13 protein-coding genes are annotated in these 17,343 nt (G+C 68.3%); 10 read left to right on the top strand and 3 right to left on the bottom strand.

What is annotated here, in order from left to right; genetic code table 11:
• The 6 genes from ACWPOC_RS12810 (at window position 1) to ACWPOC_RS12785 (ending at window position 6,485) form a co-directional block, all read left to right on the top strand.
• A complete protein-coding gene (locus ACWPOC_RS12810) occupies window positions 1-744 on the top strand; it encodes a phosphonate C-P lyase system protein PhnL (RefSeq protein ID WP_455408774.1) in 744 nt (247 codons plus the stop codon).
• A complete protein-coding gene (locus tag ACWPOC_RS12805; RefSeq protein WP_085468161.1) occupies window positions 741-1,979 on the top strand; it encodes an alpha-D-ribose 1-methylphosphonate 5-triphosphate diphosphatase in 1,239 nt (412 codons plus the stop codon). The genes ACWPOC_RS12810 and ACWPOC_RS12805 overlap by 4 nt, the downstream gene beginning before the upstream one ends.
• Window positions 1,980-2,104: 125 nt before the next feature.
• Complete coding sequence (locus ACWPOC_RS12800) at window positions 2,105-3,070, top strand: phosphate/phosphite/phosphonate ABC transporter substrate-binding protein (RefSeq protein WP_085468162.1); 966 nt, start codon at window positions 2,105-2,107, stop codon at window positions 3,068-3,070.
• 32 nt (window positions 3,071-3,102) lie between these two features.
• Window positions 3,103-3,924 (top strand): phosphonate ABC transporter ATP-binding protein, encoded by an 822-nt coding sequence (gene phnC, locus ACWPOC_RS12795; protein ID WP_085468163.1) that lies wholly within the window; start codon window positions 3,103-3,105, stop codon window positions 3,922-3,924.
• A gap of 7 nt (window positions 3,925-3,931) precedes the next feature.
• Window positions 3,932-5,662 (top strand): phosphonate ABC transporter, permease protein PhnE, encoded by a 1,731-nt coding sequence (gene phnE / locus ACWPOC_RS12790; RefSeq protein WP_283478869.1) that lies wholly within the window; start codon window positions 3,932-3,934, stop codon window positions 5,660-5,662.
• 28 nt (window positions 5,663-5,690) lie between these two features.
• The gene (locus tag ACWPOC_RS12785) at window positions 5,691-6,485 is read left to right on the top strand and encodes an inositol monophosphatase family protein (RefSeq protein WP_120282546.1); all 795 of its coding nucleotides are present in this window, start codon (window positions 5,691-5,693) and stop codon (window positions 6,483-6,485) included.
• Window positions 6,486-6,544: 59 nt separating this feature from the next.
• On the opposite strand, the gene ACWPOC_RS12780 is transcribed toward ACWPOC_RS12785, so the two are convergent.
• Window positions 6,545-8,173 (bottom strand): Mur ligase family protein, encoded by a 1,629-nt coding sequence (locus ACWPOC_RS12780; RefSeq protein ID WP_229580602.1) that lies wholly within the window; start codon window positions 8,171-8,173, stop codon window positions 6,545-6,547.
• A gap of 17 nt (window positions 8,174-8,190) precedes the next feature.
• On the opposite strand from ACWPOC_RS12780, the gene ACWPOC_RS12775 reads away from it, so the two are divergent.
• From ACWPOC_RS12775 to ACWPOC_RS12760, 4 genes are all read left to right on the top strand, one after another.
• On the top strand, window positions 8,191-9,699 hold the full coding sequence (locus tag ACWPOC_RS12775; protein WP_085468167.1) for a protein adenylyltransferase SelO: 1,509 nt from the start codon (window positions 8,191-8,193) through the stop codon (window positions 9,697-9,699).
• A 252-nt stretch (window positions 9,700-9,951) separates the two neighbouring features.
• Window positions 9,952-11,190, top strand: a complete 1,239-nt coding sequence (locus ACWPOC_RS12770) for an ABC transporter substrate-binding protein (RefSeq protein ID WP_229580630.1) — start codon at window positions 9,952-9,954, stop codon at window positions 11,188-11,190.
• Between the two features lie 34 nt (window positions 11,191-11,224).
• Window positions 11,225-14,071: an ABC transporter permease subunit gene (locus tag ACWPOC_RS12765; protein WP_455408773.1), complete on the top strand. Its 2,847-nt coding sequence runs from the start codon at window positions 11,225-11,227 to the stop codon at window positions 14,069-14,071.
• Entirely contained in the window at window positions 14,068-14,799 is a 732-nt protein-coding gene (locus ACWPOC_RS12760; protein ID WP_120282548.1) for an ATP-binding cassette domain-containing protein, read from the top strand. Before ACWPOC_RS12765 ends, ACWPOC_RS12760 begins: the two co-directional genes overlap by 4 nt.
• A 79-nt stretch (window positions 14,800-14,878) precedes the next feature.
• On the opposite strand, the gene ACWPOC_RS12755 is transcribed toward ACWPOC_RS12760, so the two are convergent.
• Window positions 14,879-16,174: an acyl-CoA dehydrogenase family protein gene (locus ACWPOC_RS12755; protein ID WP_268655689.1), complete on the bottom strand. Its 1,296-nt coding sequence runs from the start codon at window positions 16,172-16,174 to the stop codon at window positions 14,879-14,881.
• Window positions 16,175-16,204: 30 nt separating this feature from the next.
• A complete protein-coding gene (locus tag ACWPOC_RS12750; RefSeq protein ID WP_120282550.1) occupies window positions 16,205-17,257 on the bottom strand; it encodes a phosphotransferase family protein in 1,053 nt (350 codons plus the stop codon).
• Between the last annotated feature and the right edge of the window lie 86 nt (window positions 17,258-17,343).

Here is a 17,343-nt window from a genome sequence, read left to right as displayed (position 1 = left end):
ATGCAGACCACACCTGTTCTGACCGTGCGCGACCTGCGAAAGTCGTTCACCCTCCACACCATCGACGGACGGAAGGTGACGTCGCTGCACGGCGTCGACCTCGACGTGGCCGCCGGCGAGCACGTGGCGCTCGCCGGGCCGTCCGGTGCAGGAAAGTCCAGCTTCCTGCGCTGCGTGCACCGCAGCTACCTGCCCGACTCCGGATCCGTCGTGCTGCACACCGACGACGGCCCGGTCGAACTCACCGACCTGCCCGACCGGGAGATGGCCCGCCTCCGCGGCCGCGAACTCGGTTACGTCTCCCAGTTCCTGTCGGCGCCGCCGCGCACCGCACCGCTCGAGGTGGTGGCATCCGCCGCTCGTCGCCGCGGGATGAGCCGCACCGAGGCCCGCGACGCCGCCGCGGAGTCGCTGAAGCGCCTGGCCCTCGACGAGGCACTGTGGGACGTCGACTGCAGCGTCCTGTCGGGCGGTGAACGTCAGCGTGTGAACATCGCCGCGGGCACCGTGCACCCGCCGCGCCTGCTGCTGCTCGACGAACCGGTCTCGGCGCTCGACCCCGTCAACCGGGAGCGCGCCCTCGACCTGATCGCCTCGCTGTCCGCCTCCGGCGTCGCCGTTCTCGCGGTCTTCCACGACCTCGACGCCATGCACCGCCTCGCCACCCGTGTCGTCCGGTTCGCGGACGGCGACATCGCCGAAATCGGTCCCCCCGCCGACGTATTGGGAGCACACGCAGCATGACCGGAATCGAACTCGCCCCCGAGACCACCGACGCACTGCCCTGGACGTTGCAGCGCGCACCGCAGAACTACGTGATCGGGCACGTGCGGGCCGTGCTGCCGGACCGGGTCCTCGACGACGCCCGCATCGTGGTGCGCGACGGTCGTATCGCCGAGGTCGGCCCGTCGGTGCCCGATGTCCGCGCCGACGTCGACGGCGGGGGACTGCTGTGCCTGCCCGGGCTCGTCGACGTGCACTCCGACGGCCTCGAGAAGGAACGGATGCCGCGACCCGGCGTCGAACTGCCCTGGTCGTTCGCGCTCATGTCGTTCGAGGGCAAGGTCCGCGCCGCCGGCGTGACCACGGTCTTCCACGGCGCGTCGTTCTCCGACCGGGCCACCGCGACGTCGGGCCGCAGCGTGCACGTCGCGCAACGCATGTGCGAGTCCATCGAGCAGTGGTCGCTGCGCGAGACCGACTGCGGGCTCGTCGACCACCGGGTGCTGCACCGCCTGGACGTCCGGTCGGAGGCCGGGTTCGAGGCCATGCGTGCCGAATTCGAGCGGCTCGTCGCCACCGGTGCGGTCACCACCGAAACGCCCGCGGTGATCTCGCACGAGGACCACACCCCCGGCATCGGGCAGTACGCGGACCGCGCCTACTACGAGAACCACATCGCAGGTGTTCGCGGCATCTCCGCGGAGGCCGCCCGCGCCTACGTCGACGAACTGGCAGCCGAACGCGAAGCCAACGCCGGCATCCGCGACACGACGATGGGCTGGCTCGCCGAGCAGTCCCGTACCGGGCTCGTCCGCATCTTCGGGCACGACCCCGAGTCGGCCTTGGAGATCGCCGACCTCGCTGCGCGCGGCGGCAACGTCGCCGAGTTCCCCACGACGGTGGAGGCGGCGCGAGAGGCGCGGGATCGCGGGATGTCGGTGGTCATGGGCGGACCGAACGTGCTGCGCGGGAAGTCGCATTCCGGCAACGTGTCCGCCGGTGAGCTGGCCGACCTGGGTCTGGTGACCGCGCTGGCGTCGGATTACCTTCCGTCGTCGCTGCTGGGTGCAGCGTTCGTCCTCGCCGAGCGGGGGATGGGCCTTCCGGCCGCCGTCGCGCTGGTCACCAGTGGCCCTGCCACGGCCGTGGGGCTCGCCGACCGAGGGGCTCTCGCCGCAGGTCAGCGCGCTGATCTGGTGCTCGTCGCCGTCGAGCACGGCCATCCCGTCACCCGCGCCGTGCTGCGCGCGGTGTGATCCGAATTACCGCACAAGGCGTACGGATCGTCGCTCGGGCGAGATGAACGGTTCATCTCCAGTTCGATACCCGGATACACCATGCAGACAGTCTGAACGCGACGCCCCGACAAGGAGTTCTTCCCATGCGTATTCGTTCATCACGTTCCCTGACGGCTGCCGCCGTGGCCGCCGCCGCGACGCTCGCCCTCTCCGCCTGCGGGTCGAGCGCCGACGAGGACAACTCCGCCGGCGGCACGTCCGCCGGTGACGGCGCCCCCGACACCCTGGTGATCGCCGCCATTCCCAGCGAGGAGAGCTCCAGTCTCCAGCAGCAGTTCGCGCTGGTGCAGAAGGTCATCGAGGACGAGACCGGCCTCGAGACCGAATTCCAGAATGCCACCGACTACGCCGCTGTCATCGAGGCGCAGCGCGCAGGAAAGGTGCACATCGGCCACTACGGCCCGTTCTCCTACGTCACGGCACGGGACAGCGGTGTGCCCGTGCAGCCTCTCGCGAGCTTCGCCGATGCCCCCGACGAGAAGCCCGGCTACCAGTCGTACGCGATCGTGCCTGCCGGTTCCGACATCCGCTCGCTCGAAGACTTCCGTGGCAAGACGGTGTGCTTCGTCGACCCCACCTCCACATCCGGCTACCTGTATCCCTCGGCCGGTCTCATCGAGGCCGGAATCGACCCGGAGAACGACGTCACCCCGGTCTTCGCCGGCGGTCACGACGCGTCGGCGCTCGCCGTGAAGAGCGGCCAGTGCGACGCGGGCTTCGCGTTCGACACGATGGTCACCGAGACCCTCGTGAAGAAGGGCGATCTCGCCGAAGGTGACCTCGACGTCGTCTGGGAATCCGAGACCATCGCGTCCAGCCCGACCGCGGTGCTGAGCACTCTGCCGCAGGACCTCGTCGACCAGCTCAGCGACATCTTCCAGAACAAGCTCAACCGTCCGGCGCTCGTCGAGGCCGGCTACTGCAGCACCGCGGAGGAGTGCGAACTGCCGGAGAGCGCCGAGTACGGATACATCCCGGTGACCGACGACGTCTACGACGGCGTCCGCAAGGTCTGCGAGATCACCCAGTCGCCGTCCTGCGCGAGCTGACCCCACGAACCCCGACCCTCTTGGAGCCCGACATGACCGACTCCGATCATTCGCGCCTCGGCGCATCCATCGACAAGATCCTCCGGCCCACCATCTCGCTCAGCGGCGTCACGAAACAGTTCGGTCCCGATCTGCGGGCGCTCGACGACGTGTCGCTCGAGGTGTACCCGGGTGAAGTTGTCGCGCTCCTGGGCCTGTCGGGCTCCGGAAAATCCACCCTGCTGCGTCTGCTCGACGGCCTGCACCTGCCCACCTCGGGCACGGTGCAGGTCCTCGGCCAGGACGTCGGCACCGCCCGCGGACGAGAACTTCGGGCGTTGCGCCGCAAGGTCGGTTTCGTCTTCCAGCAGTTCCATCTCGTCGGGAACATGACGGTGCTCGAGAACGTATGCACCGGCGCCCTCGGGTCGCTGCGCGGCCCGCGCTTCGGGCTGATGAGCTATCCGAAGTCGGTGCGGCTCGCCGCGATGGAACAACTCGACCGTGTGGGCCTCGCCGACCGTCCGTTCCAGCGCGCCGACACCCTCTCCGGGGGCCAGCAGCAGCGAGTCGCCGTGGCCCGCGCACTCATCCAGAAGCCGCGCATCCTGCTCGCCGACGAACCGGTCGCCTCCCTCGATCCGGAATCCTCGGCTCAGGTGATGGCCTTGATCTCCCGGATTGCGTCGGAGGATTCGTTGACCGTGGTGTGCAGTCTGCACCAGGTCGACCTCGCGTTGTCGTGGGGACATCGGTTCGTCGGATTGCGTGGCGGCACACTCGTTCTCGACAAGCCGGTGTCGCAGATCGACAAGAACGAGACGATGTCGATCTACTCGGCCGTCGAACCGGTCTCCGTCGGACAGCCGGTGTAGCGTCTCCATGACTCTTCTGACCAACCCACCGCGCTCGACGCTGCCACGCCCGACGTGGCAGACGGTGAGCGTGAACGTCATCCTGTTCGGCCTGTTCGCCGCGTCCCTGTGGGCGGTGGCGGACCTGAAGATCAATGTGGCCACGATCATCGACAGTGCCGACAATGCGGTGAGTTTCATCGGGCGCATCTTCCCGCTCGACTTCCCGCCGATCGGCGAACTCGTCACGATGACGGCACAGACCCTCGGCATCGTGCTCCTCGCGACGGTGCTGTCGGTGATACTCAGTATGTTCGTGGCCCTCGCTGCGGCCCACAACACCACCCCCGGCACGTCGCTGCGCTGGGGTGCCCGTGCGATCATCGTCGTCACCCGCACCATTCCCGAACTCGTGCTGGCGATCCTGTTCCTGCGGTTGTTCGGACTCGGAGCGGTCGCCGGCATTCTCGCGCTCGGCCTGCACTCGATCGGTATGGTCGGCAAGCTCTATGCGGATGCGATCGAGGACACCGATCCCGGGCCCCGCGATGCACTGCGTGCGGCCGGTGCGTCGTGGTGGCAGCAGATCGTGGGTGGAGTGTTCCCGCAGGCCATGCCGGCCTTCGTCGCCACCGCCCTGCACCGTTTCGACATCAACCTGCGCGCGTCGGTCATCCTCGGATACGTCGGCGTCAGCGGCATCGGCCTCGAACTGTCGGGTGCGTTGCGCACCATGAACTATCAGCGCGGCATGGCGCTGGCGCTGTTCGTCGTCGCACTGTGCATCGTCGTCGAACTCATCTCCGGAGCGCTGCGGAAGATGGTGCTCGGCGATCAGGCACCGGCACACCGCACCATCTGGACGCGGATGCGCGAGAAGGTCGCCACCGCGCAGAACGGCTGGCTCGACCGCGGCGCCGCAGCCACTTCCGAGGCCCGGGCACGCACGGCCGCCGCCCGCACCGCCGACGGAAACTACCGGGTCAGCCCGCCGTGGACCGGCGAACGTATCCGCCGCACGATCTACGTGGTGCTCTTCGCACTCGCGCTCGTGTTCGCGACGTGGGGTGCGCAGATCGACCTGTCGCGCATGGCCGACGGTTTCGGCTCCATGTTCAACACCCTGTCGCTGTTCTTCCCGCCCGGTACCGGCGGCATCGGGTCGGAACTGTGGGAGCAGCTGCTCGTCACCGTCCAGATCGCTCTGGCCGCAACGTTCATCGGTCTGGTGGTCGCGGTCCCCGTCGGCCTGCTCGCCGCCCGCAACGTCGCACCGACGCCGGGCATCGCCAAAGGCTTCCGCATCTTCATCGTCGCGGTCCGCGGCATCCCCGACCTGATCTTCGCGATCATCGTCATCGTCGTCACCGGTCTCGGTGCCACCGCCGGCGCGATCGCCTTGTCCGTCGGTGCCATCGGACTGCTGTCCAAACTGATCGCCGACTCGGTGGAGGAAACCGACGTGCGCGTTCAGCAGGCGGTACTGGCCGGTGGCGCCACCCGGATGCAGGTGCTCATCGGTGCGACGGTCCGCCAGTCGGGCCCCGCGATCATCGCGCACATCTTCTATCAGCTCGACAGCAACATCCGCGCCGCAACGCTTCTCGGCGTCGTCGGCGCGGGCGGTATCGGCTTCTATCTCATGAATGCCGCGCGGGTGATGCAGTTCGACGTCGTGACCATGGTCGTGGTGATGATCTTCGTGGTCGTCATGGCGGTCGAAGGGCTCGCGATATGGGTGCGCCGCGTCATTTCGTAACCCCCACAACTACGACCCGGAGTTTCACGTGACCATTATCGAAGCGGCCCGGACCGCTGCCACCGGCATCCTCACCGCCACCGCCGACGCCGCAACCGCTGCCTACCGCGACGCGGTGCGTACCTACTCGCGGGAGAAGCTTCGTTCGGTGGCCATGGTGGGTGCCGACGGCACCGACACCATGTTCGTCGACGTGCTGGTGGAGGACGCGATCATCGGTGCCGCCACCGCTGCGGGCGCGAACATCCTGTCGGAGGAGCGCGGCTTCGTCGACGTGGGTTCGGCGATCACGCTGGTCGTCGACCCCGTGGACGGATCCGCGAACGCCGCAGCGGGCATCCCGCTGGCCTGCTTCAGTGCAGCGGTCGTCGTCGACGGGGAGTTCACCGAGGCGATGACGTCGTGGCTGCACACCGACGAACGATGGTGGGCGTCGCGCACGGCATCGGAGTACCGGACGAGCGGCTGCACGTCGCTCGACAGGGCGGCGGTGTCGATGCTGCGTCCGCACGAACGCAACCGCGACGCCTGGTGGCGGGTCGCATCGGCCGCGACCCGCATCCGCATCCTCAGCTGCAGCACCCTGGAATCGGTGTTCGTGGCGACGGGTGCGTCGGATGCCTTCGTCGACGCCGGCAGCGACACGCATCGCCTCATGGACATCGCCGCGGCCGTGGTTCTCGTCGAGGCGTCCGGTGGTGCGGTGATCGACGCCTACGATCGGCCCGTCGAGTTCGATACGGACCTGACGAAACGGTGGAGCGGGATCGTCGCGTCCACTCCCGACCTGGCGGAAGAGTTGCGGGCCGCCATTGCCGGGTGATCCCAATCGGGATACCGGCGGCTACATGTGGCTGCAACCGTGGTCACCGAGCGGATCACTCAGGGGCGGGGGACGCGCGAGACGGGCCTGTGTTGCGCGCGGCGCAGTGCGCGGCGCAGTTCGTCCCGGTCGTCGAATACCTGCACCATGTCCCCGGAGACCAGCCGGGGCTCGCATCCGCGCCCGGCCACGACGACGACGTCTCCGGGGCCGGTGTGGGCGACGGCGATGTCGAACGCGCGACGTCGGTCGGCCTCGACGACGACGCGGGCACTGCGCGCTGCGAAGGCACCTTCGGCGACCGCATCCCTGAGCACCCGCGGGTCCTCCGAGAGGGGACTGTCGTCGGTCACGACCACCACGTCGGCGTAAGTCGCGGCGGTGTGCCCGAGCGGAAATCGCTTGCCGGGATCGCGTTCGCCGGTCGCGCTGATCACGAGGACCAGTCGCCGCTCGGGGGCGAGCGACCGGAGGAAGGGCAGCAGTTCGCGTTGCCCGGACGTGTTGTGCATGTAGTCCACGAGCGCGAGAACGCCTTCGCCGGTGTCGACGCGTTCGAGTCGGCCGGGCACACCCGCGAGGGTTTCCAGACCCGCCGCGGCCTGCAGGACGTCGCCGTCGACGGCGGCCACCGAGGTGAGCGCCGTCAGCGCATTGGCCACCTGGTGCGGCCCGAGCAGCGACAGTCGCACCGGCGCACTCCCGGCCGGTGTGTGCACGGTGAAGGTGGTGCCGTGGAGATCGCACCGGATCGTGTCCGCGTACACGTCGGCGCGGGGATCGCGGGTCGAATGCGTCCACAGCGGCACGTCGACGGAGGCAGCCAGACGTCGGCCGTACTCGTCGTCGATGTTCACCACGGCCGTCTGCGTGCGGTCGGCGGTGAACAGTGCCGCCTTGGCGGCGAAGTACTGCTCCATCGTGTGGTGGAAGTCGAGGTGGTCGCGCCCGAGATTGGTGAAGGCGACGGTACGGAAACGCACACCGTCGACGCGACCCTGACTGATTCCGTGCGAGGACACCTCGAGCGTCACCGCCTGCACGCCCTGGTCACGGAACTCGGCAAGGGTGCGGTGCACCACCGAGGCCTCCGGGGTGGTGCGGGTCGCGGGTCGTGTGCCGGCCGGACCGCGCACGACGACCCCGCCGATCATGCCGGTCACCACGCCGGTGGCGGCGAGTGCGGTGTCGAGGAGATAGGTCGCGCTCGTCTTGCCGTTGGTGCCGGTGATGCCGTGGACCTGCAGGTCGTGGGAGGGATACCCGAGAATCCACGACGCCAACGGGCCGACCACCTCCCGTGGTCGATCGACCACGAAGGTGGGCAGCAGGCGCGACGGTCGGTCGCTGAGCACCGCGACCGCGCCGTGGGTGGCGGCTTCGGCTTCGAACTCCAGGCCGTGGGCGTGGTGTCCCGGTAGCGCTACGTACAGATCGCCGGGCCGCACCGCGCGGGAATCATCGCTGATGCCGGTGATCACGCGGTCGTGTCCGCCCTGCGGTCCGGATCGCAGGACATCGTGGAGGTGCTCGGCGACGTCGCGGACCTGGATCCGCCGGGTGGGACGGCAAGGATCGTCCGGGTCGGTGTGCACGGGGGCGGATACCCGGTCCGGGGCGGAATGATGCGCCGCCGGTGACCGGGCTCCACCGGCGTTTCCCTCGCCCGCAGCGTGCGTCGGTGTCACACGGTTACCCTCGAAGGATGACTGCGATTCCGGATTTCCCCGTCGGCACGAACACCACGATATCCGGTCTCGGCAGTTCCTTCGCCGACGAATTGAGCGGATTGTCGGTGCCGTGGCAGGGCGCCGAGGCCCCCGACCCGGAACTGCTCGCGCTCAACGAGGACCTCGCGGTGTCGCTGGGACTGGACGTGGCGGCGTTGCGCAGCGCCGACGGCGTCGCCGTCCTGGCCGGCGCGGAGGTGCCGGCGGGTGCCAAGCCGGTCGCGATGGCCTATGCCGGGCACCAGTTCGGCGGATACGCTCCGCTGCTCGGCGACGGTCGGGCGTTGTTGCTCGGTGAACTCGTCGACGCGGACGGTGGCCGCGTCGATCTGCATCTCAAGGGTTCGGGTCCCACTCCCTTCTCCCGGGGTGGGGACGGCTTCGCGGTCGTCGGGCCGATGCTGCGCGAGTATCTGGTGAGCGAGGCCATGCACGCGCTCGGCATTCCGACCACCCGTTCGTTGTCGGTGGTGGCGACCGGTCGGCCGGTCTACCGCGAGGGCGCCGAACCCGGCGCGGTGCTGGCGCGTGTCGCAGCCAGCCACCTGCGGGTAGGGACCTTCGAGTTCGCGGCGCGGCAGGGCGAGGTCGTGCGCGCGCTCGCCGACCACGCGATCGCCAGACACTATCCGGATCTGCTCGACCTGCCGGAGACCGGTGAGAACAACCGCTACCTCGGCCTGTTCGCCGCCGTGGTCGAGGCACAGGCGTCGCTGGTGGCGCAGTGGATGCTCGTCGGTTTCGTCCACGGGGTGATGAACACCGACAACACCACCATCTCGGGGCAGACCATCGACTATGGTCCGTGCGCCTTCGTCGACGCCTTCGATCCGGCGGCGGTGTTCAGTTCCATCGACCACAGCGGGCGCTATGCGTTCGGCAACCAGCCCGCCGTCCTGAAATGGAATCTGGCGCGCTTCGCCGAAACCCTGCTCAGACTCGTCGATTCGACTCCGGATGCGGCAATCGCCGCGGTCACCGCCGTTCTGGACAGCTTCGACACCCGCTACGAGCGCCACTACCGGTCCGGTCTGGCCGCCAAACTCGGTCTCCCGGAAGGCTCTCTCGACCAGACTCTGGTCGACGATCTGCTGACGCTGCTGGAAGAGCACAATGCCGACTGGACGGCGACCTTCCGCGCCCTCGCCGACGAACTGCGCGGCAATCCGACACCCCTCGACGGACTCGTGCCGCGTGAGCGCTCGGCGTCGTGGCTCGAACGCTGGCACGCCGCAGCGGCACGGGACGGCCGCGCAGCGGGGGAGCGGGCGGAGGCGATGGACCGCGTCAACCCGCTGTACATCCCGCGCAACCATCAGGTCGATGCCGCGTTGAAGGCGGCGACCGGCGGCGATCTCGAGCCGTTCGCGAGGCTGCTCGACGTCGTCACGCATCCCTTCGAAGCGCGGAGCGAGTGGTCCGAATACTCCTCGCCCGCACCGCGTTCGTTCGCCGAGTCCTTCCGGACCTTCTGCGGAACCTGATCGTCCGATTCTGCGCACATCTCGTCGCGACACGCCGAACCGGCGCGACGAGATGTGCGCATTCGGCGTGCCCGAGCGGCGTCCGCGTCGTCGGGTGTGACTGCTCCACCATTCTTACATAGATAACTATGTAATCCTATTGACACAACTGGGAAGCCAACTTACGCTCAGCCCACTCCAGTGTGAGTTGCATCACTTAGCCGGAACGTCCAACGCCCGTGTCAGGAAACGAGGAGTGGCCCCGTGTCTCAGATGTTCGGTTCGACCCGCAGGGAATCCGTCAAGAGAATGCGTCTGGGGTTGCTCCTGGTGACCTCCGCGCTGGTGATGGGAACGGCGTGCGGCAGCACGGACGACAGCGCGGACGCCGGGTCCGCCGAAGCACCGAGCAGTGCGTTCCCGGACAACCCGGCGACCGGCACACCCGTGAGGATCGGGGTGATCAATCCCGAAGGCGGACCGGCGATCTCGATGCCCGACAACCGCCGTGCCGCCGAGGCAGCCGCCGAATACGCCAATGCCCATCTCGGCGGTATCGGGGGACACCCGATCGAACTCGAGATCTGCGCCGCCAAGGAGGATCCCGCCTCCAACCAGGACTGCGCGAACCAGATGGTCGAGAAGGGGGTCGCGGCGGTCGTCGTGCCCTCCTCCGGCCACGGCGCCGCGATGGTCCCGATCATCACCGGCGCCGGCATCCCGTACATGACGCCGTCCGGCACTACCCCCGCGGAACTGACCTCCCCGTCGGCCTACGCCCTGAACAGTGGTTTCCCGGGCTCGCTCGCCGCGATGGCGAACTACGCTGCGGAGCAGGGCTATCAGAAGGTCGCGGCCTTCGTCATCGACACCGGCGCGGTCATCGCCTCCACCCAGGCGCTCGGCGACAGCACCTTCGGCGCCGCCGGTGTGGAGCTGAAGATCGCCCCCGTGACCCCCGGCACCCCCGACGCGACGCCGCAGGTCAGCGCAGGTCTCGCAGACGGCGTCGACGTGGTCGCGGTGATCGGCGACGCGACGATGTGCACTTCCGTGCTCCGCTCGATGATGACGCTCGGCGCCGACCAGGCGAAGATGATCATCCAGCCGTGTCTCGACCCATCTGTGATCGACGCCGTCGGCGACTCCCTCGACGGCGCCACGGCCTTCCTCGGGGCCGACATCGACTCCGACGAACCCGAAGCCGTGCTCTACCGCTCGGTCATGGAACGCTACGCACCCGATGCCGACATCAACGGCTTCACGTTCACCGGCTACCAGGCCATGCTCGGCCTGATCCGCGCGGCCGAGAACCTCGAAGGCGAGCCGACCGCCGCCACGATCGACGATGCGATCAAGAGCGCCGTGGACGTGCCCATGCCCGCCGCCGACGGCATCACCTTCACCTGCGACGGCACCGCGATGCCCGGCATGCCCGCCGTGTGCGCAAACCAGGGCATCATCGCGACCGTCGAAGGCGGCAAGGCCACCGACCCGAAGGTCGGACAGTGACGGGTCGGGCCGGCTCACCGGGAACGAGTGACTGATGTCCGATCACTTCGTCTTCCTCGCACTCGGATTGGGCAACGGCGCCGTCTACGCGGCGCTCGGGCTCGCGCTGGTCATGACCTTCCGGAGTTCCGGGGTCGTGAACTTCGCGACCGGCGCGATCGCCCTGTACGTGGCGTACACCTACGGGTTCCTCCGCAAGGGCGAGTTGCTCAATCCGATTCCGGGGATGCCGACCACCGTCGACCTCGGCGGTCCGTGGGGATTCGTGCCGGCACTGGCACTGTCCCTGCTGATCGCCGCGGTCCTCGGCGTGGTGCTCTACGGCCTGGTGTTCCGGTTGGTGCGGAACGCGCCGCCGGTCGCCAAGGCGGTCGTGTCGATCGGCGTGATGCTGGTCGTGCAGGCGCTGCTCGCGCTGCGGGTCGGCACCACCCCGGTCTCGGTCAAGCCGATCCTGCCCAACGGTGCGCTCACCGTCGCCGGGATGCGGATCCCGCAGGACCGGTTGTGGTTCGCGGTCCTCATGATCGCGATGACGGTGGTGCTCGTGTGCCTGTTCCGGTACACCCGGTTCGGACTCGCGACCCGCGCGGCCGCCGAGTCCGAGAAGGGCGCACTCGTCACGGGTCTGTCGCCCGATCGGATCGCGTTCGGCAACTGGGCGCTGAGCACCGTGGTCGCCGGCATCGGCGGCATCCTCATCGCACCCATCGTCCCGCTCGTCCCGGTGTCGTACTCGCTGTTCGTGATTCCGGCGCTCGCGGCGGCGCTGGTCGGGAACTTCACCGCGATGGGTGTGACCGTCGCTGCCGGGTTCGCGATCGGCATGCTGCAGTCCGAGATGACCCACCTGCAGGCGACCGTCGACTGGTTCCCCCAGTCGGGGATGGCGGAACTCGTTCCGCTCGTGCTGATCCTGGCCTTCCTGGTGGTGCGCGGCAAGCCGTTGCCCACCCGCGGGGCTATCGTCAGGTCGTCGCTCGGCAGGGCACCGCGGCCGCGACGGATCCTGCTGCCGACACTGATCGGGGTGGTAGTCGCGATCCTTGCGCTGACGTTGACCTCCGGAAGTTACCGGGCCGCAGTGATCGTCAGTCTCGTCCTCGCGATCATCGGCCTGTCGCAGGTCGTCGTGACCGGTTTCGCCGGGCAGATCTCGTTGGCGCAGCTGCCCCTGGCCGGTGTCGGCGCGTTCACCCTCAGCCGCCTGACCACGGACTGGGGCATCCCGTTCCCGCTCGCGCCGATCCTCGGGGCGCTGGCCGCGACGGTCATCGGCGTGATCGTGGGACTGCCTGCGCTGCGGATCCGCGGATTGCCCGTCACCGTGGTCACTCTCGCGCTGGCGGTCTTCCTCGAGTTCGTGTGGTTCCGTAACACCGATCTCAACGGCGGGATGCAGGGCGCCCAGGTCGAACCACCGACGCTCTTCGGCATCGACCTGTCCATCGGCTCCGGCGCGGGTTATCCGCGGGTGGCCTTCGGATTCCTCTGCCTGGCCGTGCTCGTGATCGTGGCGGTGGCCGTGGCGAAGCTGCGGACCGGACGGCTGGGTGCGGCGATGCTGGCGGTGCGCGCCGACGAGCGCGCTGCGGCGGCCTCGGGTATCGACGTGTCGCGCACCAAACTGCTGGCCTTCGCCATCGGGGCGTTCATCGCGGGTCTGGGCGGATCGCTGATGGCCTATCAGCAGACCGTCGTGACCGCGGAGTCGTACACGACGATCGGCGGTATCGCGTTGTTCGCGATGATCTACATCGCCGGGGTCACCCTGGTCAGCGGCGGCATCCTCTCCGGTGTCCTCGGCACCGGCGGATTGATGTTCATCCTGCTCGACCGGCTGCTCGGCTTTGCCGACTACTACGCCATCATCGGCGGGGTCCTGCTCACCTTCACCGTGATCAGCTACCCCGAAGGCATCGCCGGGCACTTCGCCGAGCGGATCGCGCGGCTGCAGGCAGCCCTTCGCGCGCGGTCGGGACGCCCGGAGAAGACCGACGTCGCCGTCCCGATCGACACACAGACCGAGCTGTCGACGATGCTGTCCGGCGGACCGGAAGGCGCGGTGGTGCTCACCGCGGACGGCCTGACCGTCACCCACGGTGCCGTCACGGCGCTGGCGGACTTCTCGATCGAGGTTCGTTCGGGCGAGATCGTCGGGCTCATCGGACCCAACGGTGCCGGCAAGACGACCTGCATCGACGCCCTGAGTGGTTTCGCGGACGCCGCGGGGGCGGTGACCCTCGAAGGTCGGCGGATCGACGGTCTCGTCCCGCATCGACGGAGCCGTCTCGGGCTCGGCCGCACCTTCCAGGACATGTCGCTCTACGAGGACCTGTCGGTGCGCGAGAACGTGGCGGTCGGCACGTTCACGGCCGGTCCGCGGGCCGGTAAGGCGGGTGGCCCGTGGATCGACACGCTCTTCCGGATCCTCGACCTGGAATCGTGCGCCGACGATCCGGTCGCCGAACTGTCGCAGGGCCGAAAGCAATTGGTCTCGGTCGCGCGCGCACTGGCGGGTCGTCCCCGGATGCTGTTGCTCGACGAACCGGCAGCCGGGCTGGCGAGTTCGGAAAGCCGTTGGCTCGGGGAAAAACTGCGCGCGGTACGCAATGCCGGGGTGACCGTACTCATCGTCGACCACGACATGGATCTGGTGCTCGAACTGTGCGACCGCATCGTGGTGCTCGACCTCGGACGCATCATCGCCGACGGCACACCCGACGAGATCCGTGGTAACCCGGCGGTCGTCGCGGCCTACCTCGGTGCCACCCGGGAGGGCGCAGGCGAGCTCATGACGACAGCGAGCGCAGGCGAGCTCATGACGACAGCGAGCGCAGGCGAGCTCATGACGACAGCGAAAGCGGAGGCGGGCTCGTGACGACGAAGTTCAGTGCCACCGGACTGTTCGCCGGCTACGGCCGCGGACGCCCGTGTGTGCGGGATGTGGACATCGAACTCGGTTCCGGGCAGGTCATGGCGCTGCTCGGCCCGAACGGGGCGGGGAAGACCACGCTGCTGCTGACGCTGGCCGGGCTGCTCACCCCGCTCGGCGGGTCGATGGAACTCGACGGCCGACCCGTCGCGGCGGGCAACGCACGCGCGGCGTCGAAGGCCGGCATCGTGCTCGTCCCCGACGATCGCTCACTGTTCAAGTCCCTCACGGTCGTCGAGAACCTGCGCCTCGCCCGGCGCAAGGACGGCCCGACGATCGACGAGGTGATCGAGTACTTTCCGGCACTCGGGGAACGTCGCTCGATCGCGGCGGGCATGCTCTCCGGCGGCGAACAACAGATGCTCGCGCTCGGACGGGCTTTCGTGCAGGCACCGAAGGTGTTGCTCGTCGACGAGCTGAGCATGGGTCTCGCGCCCGTCGTGGTCGAGTCGTTACTGCCCGTCGTCCGCAGTTTCGCCGACGAGAGGAACGCCGCGGTCGTGCTCGTCGAGCAGCACGTGCACCTGGCCCTGTCGGTTGCCGACCACGCGATGGTGCTGCGGCACGGCGAAGTGACGACGAGCGGCCCCGCCGCCGAACTCGCGGCCTCCCCGCACCTGCTCGAGCAGGCGTATCTGGGGGAGTCGGCGGGAGCGGATGCGGTCGTCTACTGACCTCGCCAGCCGCGGACGAGAACGGTGGGGTGGGCGGCATTCCTCGAGGAATCGCACACCACACCGTCCTCGAGTGCCGTCAGACGGAGGCGAGGACCTCGTCGAACAGGTCGGCGTAGCGCTCCTGCGCCGCGCGCCGACGGGTCGGCACGTGCTCGGACGGGATGCGGTCTGCGGGGGCCTCGTAGCCGCGAAGGATCAGCTTGGCGACGGTGTCGCGGTGTACCTCGTCGGGGCCGTCGTACAACCGTGCGGCGCGGGCCGCGCGGTACATGAAGTCCAGCGGCAGGTCGGAGCTGTAACCGAGAGAGCCGTGTGTCTGTATCGACCGATCGATGATGTCGTGCAGGATTTTCGCACCGTAGTACTTGATCATGGCGATCTCCTTGCGCGCCTCCTTCGTGCCCTTCGTGTCGATCACCCAGGCGGCCTGTAGGGTCATCAGGCGCAGGGCCTGCATCTCGGCGGCAGAGTCGGCGATCCAGTTGCGCACCGTCTGCTTCTCGCCCAGTACACTGCCATGGGCGAAACGGTAGGTGGCGCGCTCGCACATCATGTCGAAAGCGCGGTTGGCCTGCCCGATCCAGCGCATGCAGTGGTGGATCCGGCCGGGGCCGAGACGTTTCTGGGAGATGAGGAAGCCGTCGCCGGGATTGCCGAGCAGGGCGTCGTCACCGACGCGCACACCGCGCAGGACGACCTCGCAATGCGAACCGTAAGTGTTGTCCCGGGGTGAGGGATTCTCCATCGACGCGATGTCACGCACCACCTCGAGGCCGGGAGCGTCGATCGGGACGATGAACTGCGATGCCCGGCGGTGTCGTTCCGCGTCCGGATCGGTGACGGCGACGACGATGACGAAATCGGCGGTCGAGGCGTTGCTGATGAACCACTTGTGCCCGTCGAGCACCCACTCGTTGCCGTCGCGCACGGCGGTGGTCTGCAGGTTCGTCGGGTCGGCGCCGGCGTTGTCGGGCTCGGTCAGGGCGAAGGCGGAATACTTCTCACCGGCGAGCAACGGGTCGAGCCAGCGGCGCTTCTGCTCGTCGGTGCCCACCGCGGCCAGGATTTCGGCGTTGCCGGAATCCGGTGCCTGGCAACCGAACACGAGAGGGCCGAGCGGGGAGGAGCCGAGGATCTCGTGCATCAGGCCGAGTTTGACCTGACCATAGCCCTGGCCACCGAGTTCGGGATCGAGATGAGCGGCCCACAGTTGCTGGGACTTGACCTCCTGCTGCAGCGGCGCGATGGCTTTCAACAGCTGCGGCCAGGTGAGTTCGAGCGTTTCCAGCGGACGGATCTCGTCGCGCACGAAGGTGGTCATCCAGTCCAGCTTCTGCTGAAATTCGTGCTCGGTGGAGAAATCCCATGCCATCTTTCGTACCTCCGGTCGGTGGGTGAAGCGTCAGTCGAGGAACCGCAGAGTGCGGTCGAACAGTCGAAGGGCGTAGCGGTGCAGGCGATCACCGACCTCGGTGGATGCCTGCCCGGAACAGGCGCGCGCGTAGGTGCCTTCGAGGATGATGCCGAGTTTGAAGCCGGCCAGCGCCGTGTACCAGTCGATTGCGCTCAGATCGCGCTCGGTGTTCGCCGCGTACCGGTCGATCAGTTCGGTGCGGGACGGGAGACCACCTGCCGCGGCGAGACGGCTCTCGAGCAGGTCGGATCCGCCGTCCGTGTCCGGCCACATGGCGAGCATCCAGCCGAGGTCCAGGAGGGGATCCCCGATGGTCGCCATCTCCCAGTCGACGATGGCGGTGAGCACCGGATCGATGCGATCGAACATCACGTTGGAGACGTGATAGTCGCCGTGCAGGATTCCCGGTGTCCAGGTCCGGGGTTTGTGGTCGTCGAGCCAGGACGCGATCCGGTCGACACCGGGCAACAGCACTGTCGGGTAGCCCGGCAGCAGCGTGTAGGACTCGAGTTCGCTGCTCCAGCGAGCGACTTGGCGGTCGAGGAAACCGTCGGGACGACCGAAGTCGCTGAGCCCGATCTGCACGGGGTCGACACGACCGAGTTCTGTGAGCGCGTCCACCATGGCCAGTCCCATCCGGTGGCGGGCGCCGCGATCGGCGGCGTGGCCGGGGGCAAGTGACTCGGCGGCGTTGTAGCCGTCCACAGCGTGCATCAGGTAGAAGGCTGCGCCGAGAATGTCGGTGTTCTCGCTGCCGGCGACGAAGGTGGGATGCGGCACGGTGGTGCCGGCGAGTGCGCGGAGCAGCGTCATCTCTCTCGCCATCATCCGATTCGAATGTGGCCGAAGGTGTTTCGGTCCCCTTCGGAGGACGTAGTGGACGCCGGAACGTTCGAAGCCGAGCATGACGTTCTGCGTTCCACCCCCGATAGGCGAGGCGGCGGTCAGATCACCGGACCCGAGGCCCTGCGCGTCCATCCAGTCCCGCACGGCGGTGAGGTCGACCCCGAGGAGGTCGCTGTGTGTGGTGTCGGTCGGCATGAATAGAACGTATCGACCGGATCCGTCGGTGGCACCGTACCTCGTCGACCCTCGTTGTGGATTCCTACAATGGCATCCGGTCAGGG

Source organism: Rhodococcus sp. 5G237 (assembly GCF_053764735.1).
This window is presented reverse-complemented; position numbering and strand designations above follow the sequence as displayed.

What these genes read in the sequence shown, in the direction of transcription:
- ACWPOC_RS12800 (WP_085468162.1), top strand. Translation starts at nt 2,105, where the DNA reads ATGCGTATTCGTTCATCACGTTCCCTGACGGCTGCCGCCGTGGCCGCC.
- ACWPOC_RS12770 (WP_229580630.1), top strand. Translation starts at nt 9,952, where the DNA reads ATGTTCGGTTCGACCCGCAGGGAATCCGTCAAGAGAATGCGTCTGGGG.
- ACWPOC_RS12810 (WP_455408774.1), top strand. Translation starts at nt 1, where the DNA reads ATGCAGACCACACCTGTTCTGACCGTGCGCGACCTGCGAAAGTCGTTC.
- ACWPOC_RS12755 (WP_268655689.1), bottom strand. Translation starts at nt 16,174, where the DNA reads ATGGCATGGGATTTCTCCACCGAGCACGAATTTCAGCAGAAGCTGGAC.
- ACWPOC_RS12765 (WP_455408773.1), top strand. Translation starts at nt 11,225, where the DNA reads ATGTCCGATCACTTCGTCTTCCTCGCACTCGGATTGGGCAACGGCGCC.
- ACWPOC_RS12805 (WP_085468161.1), top strand. Translation starts at nt 741, where the DNA reads ATGACCGGAATCGAACTCGCCCCCGAGACCACCGACGCACTGCCCTGG.
- phnC (WP_085468163.1), top strand. Translation starts at nt 3,103, where the DNA reads ATGACCGACTCCGATCATTCGCGCCTCGGCGCATCCATCGACAAGATC.
- ACWPOC_RS12750 (WP_120282550.1), bottom strand. Translation starts at nt 17,257, where the DNA reads ATGCCGACCGACACCACACACAGCGACCTCCTCGGGGTCGACCTCACC.
- ACWPOC_RS12775 (WP_085468167.1), top strand. Translation starts at nt 8,191, where the DNA reads ATGACTGCGATTCCGGATTTCCCCGTCGGCACGAACACCACGATATCC.
- phnE (WP_283478869.1), top strand. Translation starts at nt 3,932, where the DNA reads ATGACTCTTCTGACCAACCCACCGCGCTCGACGCTGCCACGCCCGACG.